Here is a 14,985-nt window from a genome sequence, read left to right on the forward strand (position 1 = left end):
CGAAAAAGATGGAGTCATAGATGCTGATGAAGAACAATTCAAATGACTACATAAATTCTATGGAATCGCGACAACTGTCTTGACAACTACCGTAACGGTGGTTACACGCGTACACTTCACACGGAGTATGGCGATTTGCAACTTAACATGCTCCGAGATCGCAATGGAGAGTTTAAACAGCAGACTGTTGCGCCTTATAAGCGTTCCAATGATACACTAGAATCCTTTGTCATCCACATGTTTCAGAAGGGTGTCACGATGATGGAAATTGCCGACCTCATCGAGAAAATGTGCGGTCACCACTACACGCCACAAACGGTATCTAAAATGACAAAAGTGATGGTCGAGCATGTCGATGCTTTTATGAAACGACCCTTTGAGGAGCGCTACGTATGTGTCTATATTGATGCGACCTATATCGCCGTTAAACGTGAAACGGTATCTAAAGAAGCGCTCTACATTGCTTTGGAAATTCGTGAGGATGGCTCCAAGGAAGTTCTCACGTACGCCGTCGCACCGACCGAATCAGCTTACATCTGGAAAGAACTACTCCAGGACGTGAAACAGCGTGGCACGGAACAAATCCTTCTGTTTATCTCCGATGGACTCACAGGTATTGTGAATGCGATTCAGGAGATCTACCTACAGGCCAAGTACCAAACATGCTGTGTTCATTTAGCGCGTAATATTACCCATAAAGTGCGCGTGACGGATCAAGCAGAGATCTGTAAAGATTTCAAATCCGTTTATCGATCCGAGGATGAAGAAGCTGGTAAGTAGCGCTGGAAGCCTTCTGTGTTAAATGGAAAACCGCTTATCCTGAAGTCGTTAAATCTTTTCGAGAAAATTCCTATATCTTTACGTTCTAAAGTTTTCCTAAATCGATCTGGAGAAGTATTTATTCGACAAATTTAATCGAATCTTTTAACAAACAGATTAAGAAATACACGAATCGTAAAGAGCAATTCCCCCATGAAGAAGCATTAGAAAAATTCTTGGTTTCGCAGTTTGAAGGCTATAACCAACGCTTTGCTACCCGTTGTCACATTGGCTTCGATAAAGCTCGATCGGAACTTCTAGCAATGTTCTCTAACAAAATCTAAACGAACTTCTACAAGAGAGGCATATTTTTATTTACATAAAATTCTTGACGCTCCCGGATTTTTAACCTACCCGTTTTTACATATAGCATTATGGTAATATAATTAATTTGGTAACATTAATTAAATTGGGGGATAAAGAAATGAAATTTGCATCAAAATTCATATTAAGTTTATTCATTGTATTTAGTCTTGTAGGAGGTTTTCTTCCAGCAACAAGTTACGCTGCTTCAAACCCATTATTAGATTCTGAAGAAGGCATTGAAGAAATCTCTATCTTTTTAGATGGGAAACTAAAGATCTTAGATAGTAAGTCATATCTAGCAATTAACGGTTCGACATATGTTCCCATTAAGTTGTTAACTCAACTTCCCGGTATCAGTATAGTTACAAAAAATGGTGTCACAATAAGTACTTTGAATGGCACCTATAAGATTAATAAATCAAACTCTTATGTTTTTAATAATCGTACATATATATCTTTCGAATTATTTTTAAAAATATCTAATCTAAAGGGGAAATATGTTAGTGATGTTTATTCATTGTTTATATGGAGCAATGAAGATGGCGAAACAAGATCAAAAAAACTAATTAATAATATAGCGAGCGTCCCAAAAGAGATTAGATATTTTATGGGAAGAAAAGTCTATGTCTACGAAGGAAATAAAATAGGTTGGGTATCTGAAATGAGCAACACAGATTCAAGTTTTACTGATGTGGAAATTGTCTTACAATCTGGTAAAACGATTGAAGCAACAATATTTTTGGAATCACCAACCGAATTTACACTCTATCAAAGAATTGAACTATTGAATGGTGCTTATGGGAATAGATATGCTTGGGTAAAAAAGAATGTAATCTCTTCAAATATCCCTTTGTATAATATAGAAAAAATTTATATTATTTCTTTAAAAGTAGACAATAAGAAAATTAACGTAACTGCAAAACGCTCAAATGGAAATAAGTTCACTTTCAGTCTTCCATTTTCTAGCTATCCACAAGAAGTCATGTATGATCAATTTTACTATTCCGACCCAAGAAAAACTCATCCTTCATGGAGCGATAAGATTTGGAAAGCAATTCAAGAACAACAAATAGTAACAGGCATGAATGCTGAACAAGTACTGATGTCATGGGGTGGAGCAGATAGAATAAATTCACATAATAAATCTAATTTACGAATTGAACAATGGGTGTACGGCAATACTTATCTTTATTTCTATAATGGCGTACTCGATTCATGGAATGATTAATTTATAATATTCAAGGTGTAACTGATCAACTAATCTGTTGCACTTTTTTCTAAATAATGAACTATTTTATAAATTCTACACGTTTCTTCAATATTAATTACTCAGAAAATCATTGTCACACAATACGTTATCTCAATTGCCATATCAATCAACTCTCTAATGTGTGATTCACTCAAATCAACCGCATCATCGTACTATTTGTATGCTTGTAAGACTACTGCTTGATTGCAGTCTATGTCATTAGGTAAGTTTGGAATGTCTACTAAATACACTTCTAAGTCAACAAATGAATTTAATAGTCGTCATACAATATTGATTATCAATGTGCTTGTAACGTTGTCTTAAAGTTGAATTTAATAATATATTGCTGGAATGCTATAATCTTAGAAGTTGGACATTCAGCTTCTTAATATTGTTTAGCACGGACTAGTTTTATCTAATCTAATACTTAAGAATTATTTTGTCGATAATGATAGAATGGTGAAAAGTAGAGGTATGGGGGAATCTGAATGAAAAGGTATTATGGTTTTTCATGTTTATTATTAGTTTTTATTGCAGTTATTCTTTCTTCATGTGGTAACGGTAAGTCGAACAACATTAGTTCAGAACCCGTAATAACGGAAGAATCAAATAAGAATACATCAGAACTAGAGGTTGTAACACCAACTGAAACGATAGACAGAGAAATAAAAATTTCATACTTTAAATCTACTGAAAAGAGTGATAAAAAGGAAATTCAAGACACAATAGATAAGATTAATCAATTTCAATATGATCTTACAATTGCTTTACTTGAAGAGATGGATATTAAGTATTCCTTTGAGACATTTCCAACAGATGAAGATGTTTATACATCTGTTTCAAGAAATGATTCAGATGTAGCATTTGGTTATCCACGGAATAATAAAGTGGAAGAAAAATTTGATTATAGTTACTCTTATCTGTATGCCATTATTAATTTTAGTTCTTTTGATTACAAAGAACATTTTTCCTTTTTAGTCAAGAAGGAGAATAACGAAATTCTTGATATTTTTAATGAAGGAATCAAAAGACTAAAAGAAAATGGTAAGTATACTGAAGTATATCAGACACACTTTGCTGATGATGATTCTATGTCAATAATGAATAATTAAGTTTTGAATCTAGTCTATCCAACGGGTAGGCTTTTTTCTTTGCCTTCTTTACCCTATACATACCCGAAAGGATGAAAATATAAAATGACAACAACTTATCTTGAACCCTATAAACTTGAAATCCAACAACTAGGGTTCACGGATGATGTCTTACCAATCTTCATATAAGAATCTATATTATTTTTCATATAGAAATCTATAGCCCAGCATCAGGCATTAGCAGCCGTTCTATTGAGATACAAGTAGAAACAGTTCAACTCATATTTGGTCTTACAACATAAAGAGAGTGCCTATCCTCGACGAAAGGACACACGTCGATTGAGCACTCCGGTATCCGTTTCCTTTAACTTACCAGCGGCGCTGAATATTTTGGCGCAAATCTGCAGGAGCTAGATTGATCGTAACTCTTTGCATGGGGAAATGAAATCCACAATTTTTAATAGCAGCTCGTACACGTTCGACAGCTTCTCGGATGGCTGAGTCTGGTAAGCCAATAATAGATATTATGGGATACATAGCTCAATAATTAATTCCAGAAAATCACACTCCAAAAGATTAAACATGTAATAGATGGGTTAAATAGTAGAAGTAATACAAAAATTACAATAGGAGGAAAAAACATGAAGTTATTTAAATTATTACTATCAGGTATTTTCTTTTTTTCATTGATTGGTTTGCATGAAGTCTATGCAGAAGATACAATAGCTACGGAAGAACATATTAATGAATATTTGAGACAAAGCAATTATCCTGAAGAAATAATCGAATTATTTGAATTAGAACAGAAAGAAGATCTTTATAATCAGGGTGCAGTATTTATTGATTATGAAAATCAATCAGAATTAATAACTGAAGATACTTCTAATATGACTCTCGAACAAAGGCAAAGTGTTAATAAAAAAATTGCTGAGATCAATCAGAAAAAGAATGAAATCGGAACACGAAGTTTAACAAACTTTGATCATGTTATTACTATCAGTCGAGTACGCTCTGACAAGGCCAATATTGCTCATTTTGTGATTAATTATAACTGGGATTGGAATTATAGTCCGATTTTCGTGATGGAAGATAAGTTCGCTTTATCATGGACTGATGATTATGATATATATCATAATACAGCCAAATATAGTTATGTTGCATATGGAAGAAGAGGGGTTGACAGTGCAATTGGAAATACTGCTGGAGGGCAAATATCAGGATATCATGATACATTTCCTGGAGCAGGCATCTCATGGAAAATAAACTTGATAGATGCTTTTACTAAGAATGGTCAATCATATGATGTATATCGACATAAGGGTTGGTCTTCAGTTAAAATTGGTAAGCCTCAAGATGGTAGCGGTAGTACTGAACAGTCTTCAATGGCAGCGAAGTATTTTCATAAACAGATTGGTATTGCTGGAGAGATCACCATTTCAGCTCCGCCGGCTATAAATATTTCTTATGCTACATCGTATGAACAATCTAACGCCTTTACTAAAACTTGGTCATGGACTAATACACCCTATTATCAATAAAATAAAAAGGAGAGTTCTCATTGGTTGATATAGCTATTTATATTTCACTAATTTTTAGTCCTATATTATCATTTTTAATGATGTATCTACTCCTTAACAACAAGCAAAAAATGAGTCGTTTCTTTATATCTTTATTTTTCTCTATATTAGTGTGGACGTTGTTTATTCTATTGAATATACTTCAAAAGTAAAAAAATATGTAGGGGCTACTTCTTCTGAGGTAGCTTTTTTTATGCTGACTTGTATTAAACGAATTGAGTTAACAGGTAAGATGAAGGTACTACTTAGCAAAAATGAAGTTCACCAACGCAAAGGTTCGTTCTTTGCTAGATGAGCCAAGTTTACGCTATCCAATAAACTATCAATCTCCAAACCTTGGCGACTCAAAGGAAGAGGTTAATTCCCTGCCTATATAAAGGATAAGAAGGGCTATTTACATTGACCTTTCATCCATATTAAGCTGTTGTCTGTCTAAATTACGATACTGTATGGCTTCTGCAACATGATAGGCTTCGATATTAGCCTTGCCTTCAAGATCTGCAATGGTGCGTGATAGTTTAATGATTCGATCATATGCGCGCATACTGAGTCCTAAGGCTTCAAGTGTCTGCTGAAGCATGTCAGCTGTATCTGTTCGAAGTGAGGCCTGCTCACGTAATTGACTACCCGATAACTCGCTATTCCATGAGAAAGGGAACCCTTTGTACCTAGAGAGCTGAATAGCATGTGCTGCCACGACCTGATCTTTCATTTCTTGTGAAGAAAGACCGAATTTCTCGCGGCTCCATTCCTTGGGCCTTGGCACATCGACTTGGAGATCTATTCGATCGAGGAGGGGACCGGATATTTTGGAACGATACTGCGTAATGCGTGCTTCACTACAAGTACATCGATGTTCCGGATGATCGCTTCCAAGATAGCCGCACGGACAAGGATTCATTGACGCAGCCAGCATGAAATGAGCAGGAAATGTGATCACAGCCTTGGCTCGGCTAATCGTTACAGATCGTTCTTCTAAAGGTTGTCGTAATACTTCAAGTACATGACGTGAGAATTCAGGTAATTCATCTAGAAAAAGAATGCCGCGGTGAGCGAGACTAACTTCTCCTGGCTTGGGGATGGTGCCACCACCAATTAATCCAGCAGATGAAATGGTGTGGTGTGGAGAGCGGAAAGGACGTCGATTGAGCAGTCCGGTATCCGTTTCCTTTAACTTGCCAGCGGCGCTAAATATTTTGGTCGTATCCAAAGCTTCCTGTTCCGTTAATGAGGGGAGTATCGTCGGTAAACGCTTGATAAGCATCGTCTTACCTGTTCCTGGAGGACCTATTAACAGGATATTATGCATCCCAGCAGCAGCAATCGTTAGTGCGCGTTTAACATGCTGTTGGCCTAAGACGTCAGAATAGTCTTCATATTTGTTGAGCCCACGATTAGTGCTGGCGACAGAATAAGAGACACTAGGAGTAACTTGTAGATAACTTAACGAGGACAGAACAATAGGGTCGTCACTCTCTTTTCTTGAAGCTTTAGGCCGTGGGGTGCTTGGATATAATAACTCTTGTAAATGATTGAGGCTATATATAGGTATACCTGCGATGAGTGCCGCTTCTGCTGCATTCTCGCGAGGAAGGAGCACGCCATGAAACCCTTCTCGCTTCGCTCGATCCACCATAGAGAGGACACCGGTTACAGGTCTCAGAGTCCCATCTAGAGCTAGCTCACCAATGATTAATAGCTTAGTCTCTGTTGGAAGAACAAGTTGATTACTTGTAACTAGAATCCCAAGAGCGATGGCAAGATCAAAGGCTGATCCTTCCTTTCGCAAATCTGCAGGAGCTAGATTGATCGTAACTCTTTGCATGGGGAAACGAAATCCACAATTTTTAATGGCTGCTCGTACACGTTCGACAGCTTCTCGGATAGCTGAGTCTGGTAACCCAATAATAGAAGTCTGCGGAAGACCGTTGGACAAATCTACCTCAACCTCGATGATCACTCCGTCAATTCCATATAGACACGCACTATACATTTTACCGTACATAACAAAAAACCTCTCTTCTATTTAGGACATAGTAAAGTCTCATGTCAGATTAGAAAAAAGGTGCTTCCATTTCTTCGGCAATGATAATATTAGACAAATTGTAGAACCATTGGTTGATGTTGTCAAGGAAGATGTTATATACATTGGACGCAATTAAAAATATGTAAAGATAATGTGTTAGAGATATATTTGTAACGATTAACATGAAACATCTGCATGAGTATGTTAAAATCAAAGGTGAAGAGGTAGGTGATATAAGTTATGAAAGATGATGAAACAATGAATAATACCCATGAAGCCTATCCACAATTATTACTGGATAACCAGCTTTGCTTCAAGGTCTATGCATGTTCTAGGGAAATTACGAAACTGTACCAACCGACGTTAGATCAATTAGGGGTAACCTATTCTCAGTACCTAGTTTTGCTTGTGCTATGGGAACATAAGGCACGTACAGTTAAAGAGTTGGGTGAAGCTCTTTATCTGGATTCGGGAACCTTAACACCCCTGCTGAAGAGAATGCAGGTTGCGGGTCTTGTTCATCGTATTCGATCTACAGAGGATGAACGTAAAGTGAACATAACTTTGACAGATACGGGCTGGAAATTGCAGGAGCAAGCATTACAAGTACCTGCAGCTATATCTCAACAGACTTGTCTTTCAGGAGATGAATTCCAAAGTCTACTCTCACAATTTAATGATTTGTTAGATCGAGTTCATGAATCTAATGTGCGTTTGAGTCATAAATAACTAGTTATATAATAATTAGAGAGCGAAGGTAGGGTAAGTTAATGCCTATCGCTCTATTCCTATATTTTTCCAATCATTCGCAATTAGGAATGAAAACGATATCAAAAGAGTGTGTATTAAAGTAGAATAATTAAGGTAAGCGTTTTACAATCATGGTACAATAGGTTGGGTTTATAGTATTTTCCAATTAATAATTAAAAATTTCGATGTCATTGTCTCGTCTTGTTGCAGTCATGTTGATAGGAGGATCTCGTAAATGAATATCCATGAATATCAAGGAAAGCAAGTATTAAAACAGTATGGAGTTGTCGTTCCTAACGGAAAGGTTGCTTATACGGTAGAAGAAGCCGTAGAAGCTGCGAAGTCGCTGGGAAGTCCGGTGACAGTAGTGAAAGCGCAAATTCATGCGGGTGGACGAGGAAAAGCTGGTGGCGTTAAAGTGGCAAAAAGCCTGGATGAAGTCCGTACTTATGCAGAAGAAATTCTTGGTAAAGTATTGGTGACACACCAGACAGGACCTGCTGGAAAAGAGGTCAAACGCCTTTTAATTGAAGAAGGCTGTGATATCCGCAAAGAGTACTACGTTGGAGTCGTTGTAGACCGTGCAACTGGACGTGTCGTAATGATGGCCTCTGAAGAAGGTGGTACAGAGATTGAGGAAGTAGCAGCTGAGACACCTGAGAAAATCTTTAAAGAGATTGTAGACCCAGCGGTTGGATTACAATTGTTCCAAGCTCGTAAGCTGGCGTATGCGATCCATATTCCCAACGAACTCGTAAACAAAGCTGCTCAGTTTATGGTGGCATTATATCGAGCTTTTGTTGATAAAGATTGTTCTATCGCAGAAATTAATCCTCTAGTGATTACAGGTGACGGCCAAGTGATGGCATTAGATGCCAAGCTTAACTTCGATTCTAATGCCTTATTCCGTCATAAGGACATCCTAGAGCTTAGAGATTTGGAAGAAGAGGATTTGAAAGAAATCGAAGCCTCTAAATACGATCTTAGCTATATTGCCTTAGATGGTAATATTGGATGTATGGTCAATGGTGCAGGACTGGCTATGGCAACGATGGACATTATTAAATATTATGGTGGGGATCCGGCTAACTTCCTAGATGTAGGGGGCGGCGCTACTACGGAGAAAGTAACTGAAGCTTTTAAAATTATTCTCTCCGATGAGAAAGTTAAAGGGATATTTATCAATATCTTTGGTGGAATAATGCGTTGTGATGTTATCGCTAATGGTGTGGTTGAAGCTGCCAAACAAATCGGTTTAACACGTCCATTGGTTGTCCGTCTCGAAGGTACGAATGTGGAATTGGGTAAGAAAATTTTGGCGGAGTCGGGACTTAATATCGTTGCTGCGGATTCTATGGCTGATGGTGCACAGAAAATTGTCTCGCTCGTAAAATAGTTACTTTTAAATCGATAGGGGATGTGAAGTAATCGTGAGCATTTTAGTCGATAAAAATACAAAAGTTATCACCCAAGGGATTACGGGAGCTACAGGTTTATATCATACCAAAGGAGCTCTGGATTACGGAACTCAAATGGTGGGCGGAGTAACACCAGGTAAGGGTGGCACACTAGTTGAAATTACGTTAGAGAATGGGCAAAACGTTAGTTTGCCTGTATTTAACACAGTGATAGAGGCTAAGGCTGTTACCGGTGCAACAGCAAGTGTGATTTATGTTCCGCCAGCTTTTGCTGCAGATTCCATTATGGAAGCGATAGATGCGGAATTGGATCTCGTAATTTGTATTACGGAGGGGATACCTGTACTTGATATGATCAAAGTATCACGGTACCTTGAAGGTAAGAAAACAGTATTGATCGGACCGAACTGTCCGGGTGTTATTACGCCAGGGGAATGTAAGATTGGCATTATGCCAGGTTATATTCATATGGCTGGACATGTCGGCGTCGTTTCTCGAAGTGGTACATTGACTTATGAAGCGGTTCATCAATTGACGACTCGTGGAATTGGCCAATCTTCTGCTATTGGTATTGGTGGAGATCCTGTAAAGGGATCTGAATTCATCGATATTCTTACGCTCTTTAACGATGATCCGCACACCTATGCCGTTATCATGATCGGTGAGATTGGTGGAACCGCTGAAGAAGAGGCTGCTGAATGGATTCGCGACAACATGACGAAGCCTGTTGTAGGATTTATCGGCGGTGTAACGGCTCCTCCGGGTAAGAGAATGGGACATGCTGGAGCCATTATTTCTGGAGGAAAAGGAACAGCGAAAGAGAAAATTGCCAAACTCGAAGAGTGTGGTATCAAAGTCGCTCCTACGCCATCAGAAATGGGTTCTACATTAGTTAGCGTGCTAGAAGAACAAGGGATCCTGGATAAGTGTACGGTATAATAATCCAGCGCGATCTACGGTTCTAGTAGGTTGAGATTTGAGAATAACGAATAACAAGGTAAGCAACCTTTTTTCTCTCTTTATGGGGAAATTAAGGTTGCTTTTTTATGTTTTTTGTCGAAAACTGCAATTTTACGAGGGTGAAATCCTCGATATTAAGGAGGGTATTATGAACTATTTGAGTGAACGAGAGATGCTTGTTGCGCTATACGAACTAGATGGAATAGGATCCAAAAGTATTGAAAAATTAATGAACAAGAGAACATTATCAGGCGAGATGTTAAACTATAGTGAACAAGATTGGGAACAAGCAGGATTGCCGAGGGATAAGGTAGGAACAGTGATAAAACAATTGTCATTGGATCGTATTGAGCAGAGGAGTCGTGAACTGCAACGTAGAAAAGTTAAAGTAATTACGATACTGGACAAGGAATATCCTCCTCGTTTAAAAGAGATACATCAACCCCCATGGATATTGTATTGTCTTGGGAATATTCAGTTGCTTCATTCGATTTCTATTTCAATGGTAGGTACTCGGATACCAACTGCTTATGGTCGGAAGGTTGGGGCTGTTCTGGCGGAAGGGTTGTGTAAAGCAGGAGTATCGGTTATTAGTGGATTGGCTAGAGGAATTGATAGTGTGTGTCATGAAGCTTCATTAATATGCGGTGGAAATACGATCGCGGTGATGGGAACGGGGATGGATGTGATATATCCAGCTGAGAATCGAACGTTATATGAACGTATTGCCGCTAAAGGACTGATCATAACAGAATATCCAATAGGAACGCCATCACATCCTGGACTTTTTCCACAGCGTAATCGCATTATTGCAGGACTAAGTTTGGGAACATTAGTAGTAGAAGCAGATGCAAGAAGTGGCTCGTTAATTACTGCTGATCTAGCTATGGAAGCTGGACGTGATGTATTTGCAGTTCCAGGACCGATTACATCTCCTAAAAGTCGGGGGACACTTGAACTTATTAAACAGGGGGCGAAGTTGGTTACGTGTACCCAGGATGTGTTGGAGGAATACGAGTCACATTTACTACTAGCGGGTACGAATCAAGAAGATTTAAAGCATCATTTAATAGAAGAGAAACTCAATTCGCCAAAAGAGAATTTGACAACAGAGGAGATTCAACTATACCATATACTCGAGCAGGGACCATTTACACTGGATCAATTGTTGCTGGAAAGTCAATGGGATTTTGGACATTTGCATTCAGTTCTGTTATCTTTAATCATAAAAAAGAAAATTACCCAATTAGCTGGTGCTATATATAAGGTCATATAATGGGGTTTGACGGATTCTAATGGTTCGATTGCAGGAGAGGGGCTAAATCTATGGCAGATTCACTCGTCATCGTAGAGTCGCCTTCAAAGGCGAAGACGATAGGAAAATATCTAGGAAGTAAATATATTGTAAAAGCTTCAATGGGACATATACGAGATTTACCAAAAAGTCAAATTGGTGTCGACGTTGAGAATGATTTCGATCCTAAGTATATTACTATTCGGGGTAAAGGCTCAATATTGAAGGAATTAAAAAGTGCTAGTAAAAAAGTTAAGAATGTCTATCTAGCAGCTGACCCGGACCGCGAGGGAGAAGCTATTGCTTGGCATTTGGCGACAGCACTTGAGCTAGATCAGACCCAAAGCTGTAGAGTGGTCTTTAATGAAATTACGAAGCAGGCTGTCAAGGATGCTTTCAAAACACCACGTAAAATCAATATGGATCTAGTTAAAGCTCAACAAGCCCGCAGAATTTTGGATCGTCTCGTAGGATACAAAATTAGCCCTCTTTTATGGAAGAAAGTTAAAAAAGGACTTTCAGCTGGGCGTGTACAATCGGTAGCGGTAAAAATTATCATGGATCGGGAAAATGAAATCGATGATTTCGTGCCTGAGGAATATTGGAGTATCACGGCTCGTTTATCCAAGGGAGATTCTGAATTCGAAGCTAAATTCCACCGGATGAATGGAGAGAAGAAGGCACTGTCTCGTGAAGAGGATGTACAGGAAGTTCTGAAAGCGATCGAAGGAGCCTCATACACCGTAAGTGAAGTGAAAGAGAAAGAGCGTCAAAGACATCCATCAGCGCCCTTTACAACAAGTTCACTTCAGCAAGAGGCAGCTCGTAAGCTCAATTTCCGTGCGGCAAAGACGATGTCAGTTGCGCAGCAGTTGTATGAAGGTGTTGAGCTAGGAAAAGAAGGTACGGTCGGTCTTATAACCTATATGCGTACGGACTCGACAAGAGTCGCTGTATCCGCACAAGAAGAGATTAAAGCATTTATTGAGACGAAATACGGGGAAGCTTTTGCTCCAGAGACGCCTCGTCAATATACTAAGAAGGCAGCAAATGCTCAAGAGGCGCATGAAGCTATAAGACCAACATCTATGCTTAGAGAACCTGAAACGGTAAAAGCATTTATGAGTCGAGATCAATTTCGCCTTTATAAACTAATCTGGGAACGTCTAGTTGCTAGTCAAATGTCGTCGGCGGTGCTGGATACGCTTTCGGTAGATATTACCGCTGCATCTGTAACGTTCCGTGCTGTTGGTTCAAAGGTTCGTTTTCCTGGTTTCATGAAGGTGTATGTCGAGGGGAACGATGACGGCGGAACAACAGATGATGATAAATTTCTTCCTGCGCTTCAATCAGGTGATTCTTTGAGTAAACAAGAAGTTGAACCGAAGCAGCATTTTACGCAGCCACCACCACGATATACCGAAGCGCGACTTGTAAAGACCTTAGAAGAACTTGGCATAGGTCGTCCAAGTACGTATGCGCCAACGCTGGAGACGATTCAAAAGCGTGGTTATATTGCGATGGAAGAAAAGAAATTTATGCCAACCGAATTAGGCGAATTGATCATCGAACAGATGGAGTTGTTCTTTCCAGAAATTCTAAATGTTGAGTTTACAGCACATATGGAAGAAGATCTGGACCACGTGGGTGAAGGATCAGAGGACTGGGTTAAAGTACTTGCTGAATTCTACGAAACTTTTAAGAAGCGCTTGGAAGTTGCCGAAGAGGAAATGAAGGAAATCGAGATTGAGGATGAAGTCTCGGATGAGATTTGTGAAAAATGCGGGAAGCATTTGGTATATAAATTAGGTAGATTTGGTAAATTCTTAGCTTGCTCAGGGTTTCCGGATTGCCGTAACACGAAACCCATCATCAAAGATATTGGTGTCACTTGCCCATCATGTAAAGAAGGACATGTGGTTGAGAGACGGAGTAAGAAAGGTAGAATTTTCTTTGGTTGTGATCGTTACCCTGAATGTGAATTTGTATCATGGGATCGCCCATCGCTTAAGCCATGTCCTAAATGTGACTCTTTAATGGTTGAGAAACGTAATAAACAGGGAATTAAATTACAATGTACATCTTGTGATCATGTAGAAATGGTTGAAGAAGACGACGACAACGATGATAATGCAGAATAGTCATTGCAGGAGGTAATTAAGTTGAATGAAATAAAAAAAGTTACAGTTATTGGTGCAGGACTTGCTGGCAGCGAGGCAGCTTGGCAAATAGCAAGTCGGGGAGTGCCTGTGAAATTATATGAAATGAGACCTGTCGTGAAGACGCCTGCTCATCATACAGACCAGTTTGCTGAATTAGTATGCAGTAACTCTTTGCGTGCTAATGGTCTAACAAATGCAGTGGGTGTTTTAAAGGAAGAAATGCGGATGTTAGATTCTCTTGTTCTGGGAGCAGCTGACAGACATGCTGTTCCAGCTGGAGGAGCCTTAGCGGTAGATCGCGATGGTTTCTCTGGAGAAATAACAAGTACTCTACATAATCATCCATTGATTGAAGTCTTTAATGAAGAAATTACACATATTCCTAATGATGAGATTGTTGTTATTGCAACAGGTCCACTCACTTCTCCTTCTTTATCCGCTGATATTCGTGAGAAGATGGGTGAAGAATATTTCTATTTCTATGATGCGGCAGCACCAATTGTTGAGAAAGACTCCATTGATATGAGTAAAGTATATTTGGCTTCTCGCTATGACAAAGGGGAGGCTGCATATTTGAATTGTCCGATGAATGAAGAGGAGTTTGATATCTTCTATGAAGCGCTCATCACCGCAGAGGTCGCACAACTCAAGGATTTTGAGAAAGAGATCTATTTCGAAGGTTGTATGCCGATAGAAGTCATGATGAAGCGTGGTAAACAGACAGCTCTCTTTGGACCTATGAAGCCAGTTGGATTAGTTAATCCACATACGGGCACACTTCCATTTGCAGTCGTTCAATTACGCCAAGATAACGCAGCGGGAACATTGTATAATCTTGTTGGGTTCCAGACGCATCTTAAATGGGGTGAGCAAAAGCGTGTTTTCGGATTAATTCCCGGACTTGAAAATGCTGAATTCGTTCGTTACGGAGTGATGCATCGCAACACATTTATTAACTCGCCAAGGCTTCTTGAGCCTACCTACCAGCTTGAAAATAATGAAAATCTCTTTTTTGCAGGGCAGATGACTGGGGTAGAAGGCTATGTGGAATCTGCAGCATCGGGTCTTATTGCTGGGATCAATGCTGCGAGATTAGCTCTAGATGAGGAATGTTTAGTTTTTCCAGAGTTGAGTACAATTGGAAGTATGGCTAAATACATTACAACAGCGGATTTTAAAAATTTCCAACCGATGAATGCTAACTTTGGACTCCTTCCTAATCTTGAGAAAAGAATGCGTAGTAAAAAGGACAAGAATGAAGCTCTTGCGGCAAGAGCCATAGAGAGTATCACGACCTTTATTGGAGAGGCTGGCTTAGCCAAGCTCGATTAAA

The 14,985-nt window shown here is 39.1% G+C and carries 11 protein-coding genes and 2 pseudogenes; 11 read left to right on the plus strand and 2 right to left on the minus strand.

Annotation, left to right across the window (positions count from 1 at the left end; genetic code table 11):
* Positions 1–84 precede the first annotated feature (84 nt).
* The 3 genes and pseudogenes from J2T13_RS15775 to J2T13_RS15785 all read left to right on the plus strand — a co-directional run.
* Positions 85–1,103, plus strand: a pseudogene (locus J2T13_RS15775) (IS256 family transposase); the annotation flags it as partial.
* Between the two features lie 140 nt (positions 1,104–1,243).
* Positions 1,244–2,353, plus strand: a complete 1,110-nt coding sequence (locus J2T13_RS15780) for a hypothetical protein (RefSeq protein ID WP_429372916.1) — start codon at positions 1,244–1,246, stop codon at positions 2,351–2,353.
* A 509-nt stretch (positions 2,354–2,862) separates the two neighbouring features.
* Positions 2,863–3,486: a transporter substrate-binding domain-containing protein gene (locus J2T13_RS15785; protein ID WP_429372918.1), complete on the plus strand. Its 624-nt coding sequence runs from the start codon at positions 2,863–2,865 to the stop codon at positions 3,484–3,486.
* 369 nt (positions 3,487–3,855) lie between these two features.
* Here the strand turns inward: J2T13_RS15785 and J2T13_RS15790 are convergent.
* Positions 3,856–3,996, minus strand: a pseudogene (locus J2T13_RS15790) (magnesium chelatase domain-containing protein); the annotation flags it as partial.
* Positions 3,997–4,106: 110 nt separating this feature from the next.
* On the opposite strand from J2T13_RS15790, the gene J2T13_RS15795 reads away from it, so the two are divergent.
* Together J2T13_RS15795 and J2T13_RS15800 are read left to right on the plus strand one after the other, a co-directional pair.
* Complete coding sequence (locus J2T13_RS15795) at positions 4,107–5,003, plus strand: hypothetical protein (RefSeq protein WP_429372920.1); 897 nt, start codon at positions 4,107–4,109, stop codon at positions 5,001–5,003.
* Positions 5,004–5,154: 151 nt separating this feature from the next.
* Positions 5,155–5,337 (plus strand): hypothetical protein, encoded by a 183-nt coding sequence (locus J2T13_RS15800; protein ID WP_429372922.1) that lies wholly within the window; start codon positions 5,155–5,157, stop codon positions 5,335–5,337.
* Positions 5,338–5,436: 99 nt separating this feature from the next.
* Here the strand turns inward: J2T13_RS15800 and J2T13_RS15805 are convergent, their stop codons facing one another.
* Entirely contained in the window at positions 5,437–7,047 is a 1,611-nt protein-coding gene (locus tag J2T13_RS15805) for a YifB family Mg chelatase-like AAA ATPase (RefSeq protein ID WP_429372924.1), read from the minus strand.
* A gap of 279 nt (positions 7,048–7,326) precedes the next feature.
* Here J2T13_RS15805 and J2T13_RS15810 point away from each other — a divergent pair, with 279 nt between their 5' ends.
* The 6 genes from J2T13_RS15810 to trmFO all read left to right on the plus strand — a co-directional run bounded on the left by J2T13_RS15810 (position 7,327) and on the right by trmFO (position 14,984).
* On the plus strand, positions 7,327–7,797 hold the full coding sequence (locus tag J2T13_RS15810) for a MarR family winged helix-turn-helix transcriptional regulator (RefSeq protein WP_429373095.1): 471 nt from the start codon (positions 7,327–7,329) through the stop codon (positions 7,795–7,797).
* A 256-nt stretch (positions 7,798–8,053) separates the two neighbouring features.
* Complete coding sequence (gene sucC / locus J2T13_RS15815) at positions 8,054–9,214, plus strand: ADP-forming succinate--CoA ligase subunit beta (protein ID WP_429372926.1); 1,161 nt, start codon at positions 8,054–8,056, stop codon at positions 9,212–9,214.
* A 34-nt stretch (positions 9,215–9,248) separates the two neighbouring features.
* Positions 9,249–10,175, plus strand: coding sequence for a succinate--CoA ligase subunit alpha (sucD, locus tag J2T13_RS15820; protein WP_429372928.1), 927 nt, complete (start codon positions 9,249–9,251; stop codon positions 10,173–10,175).
* A gap of 169 nt (positions 10,176–10,344) precedes the next feature.
* A complete protein-coding gene (gene dprA / locus J2T13_RS15825; protein WP_429372930.1) occupies positions 10,345–11,472 on the plus strand; it encodes a DNA-processing protein DprA in 1,128 nt (375 codons plus the stop codon).
* A gap of 50 nt (positions 11,473–11,522) precedes the next feature.
* Complete coding sequence (gene topA / locus J2T13_RS15830) at positions 11,523–13,631, plus strand: type I DNA topoisomerase (RefSeq protein WP_429372932.1); 2,109 nt, start codon at positions 11,523–11,525, stop codon at positions 13,629–13,631.
* A gap of 21 nt (positions 13,632–13,652) precedes the next feature.
* Positions 13,653–14,984 (plus strand): FADH(2)-oxidizing methylenetetrahydrofolate--tRNA-(uracil(54)-C(5))-methyltransferase TrmFO, encoded by a 1,332-nt coding sequence (gene trmFO, locus J2T13_RS15835; protein ID WP_429372934.1) that lies wholly within the window; start codon positions 13,653–13,655, stop codon positions 14,982–14,984.
* The last annotated feature ends 1 nt before the right edge of the window (position 14,985 follow it).

This window comes from Paenibacillus sp. DS2015 (assembly GCF_050433705.1).
GTDB lineage: Bacteria > Bacillota > Bacilli > Paenibacillales > Paenibacillaceae > Paenibacillus_AQ.